The following is a 533-nucleotide window of genomic DNA, read 5'->3' on the forward strand; positions in this document are numbered from 1 at the left end:
GTACAGATGAACTCATACGGCCCCAGTTTGGCGATTTCATCCGCCAGATAAGCGGCAACCTGGTAGGAAGCGTTCTGTACTTTGGTATAGCCTTCACGACCGAGGCGCAGGAATTCATAATACTGTGCAATCACCTGACCCGCCGGGCGGGAGAAGTTGATGGCGAAAGTCCCAATCTGACCACCGAGATAGTCAACGTTGAACACCAGTTCCTGCGGCAGCGCTTCTTCATCACGCCAGATAACCCAGCCGCAGCCCAGCGGAGCCAGACCGAATTTATGGCCTGAAGCACTGATCGATTTCACACGCGGCAGGCGGAAGTCCCAGACGATATCCGGGGCGACGAACGGTGCCAGGAAGCCACCGCTGGCGGCGTCGATGTGCATGTCGATGTCGATACCGGTGTCGGCCTGGAATTTATCCAGCGCATCGTGCAGCGGTTGCGGGAACTCATAGTTACCGGTGTAGGTCACGCCGAAAGTCGGCACCACGCCGATGGTGTTTTCGTCGCAGGCTTCAATCATGCGTTTCGG

General features: G+C 57.0%; 1 protein-coding gene. It reads right to left on the reverse strand.

Annotated elements, in window-relative coordinates; genetic code table 11:
* Positions 1 to 533, reverse strand: a 533-nt coding sequence (locus BEB54_RS28225) for a pyridoxal-dependent decarboxylase (RefSeq protein WP_236943104.1), incomplete at both ends; no start/stop codon positions are given.

It is taken from the genome of Escherichia sp. MOD1-EC6021 (genome assembly GCF_002965245.1).
Lineage (GTDB): Bacteria > Pseudomonadota > Gammaproteobacteria > Enterobacterales > Enterobacteriaceae > Escherichia > Escherichia coli_F.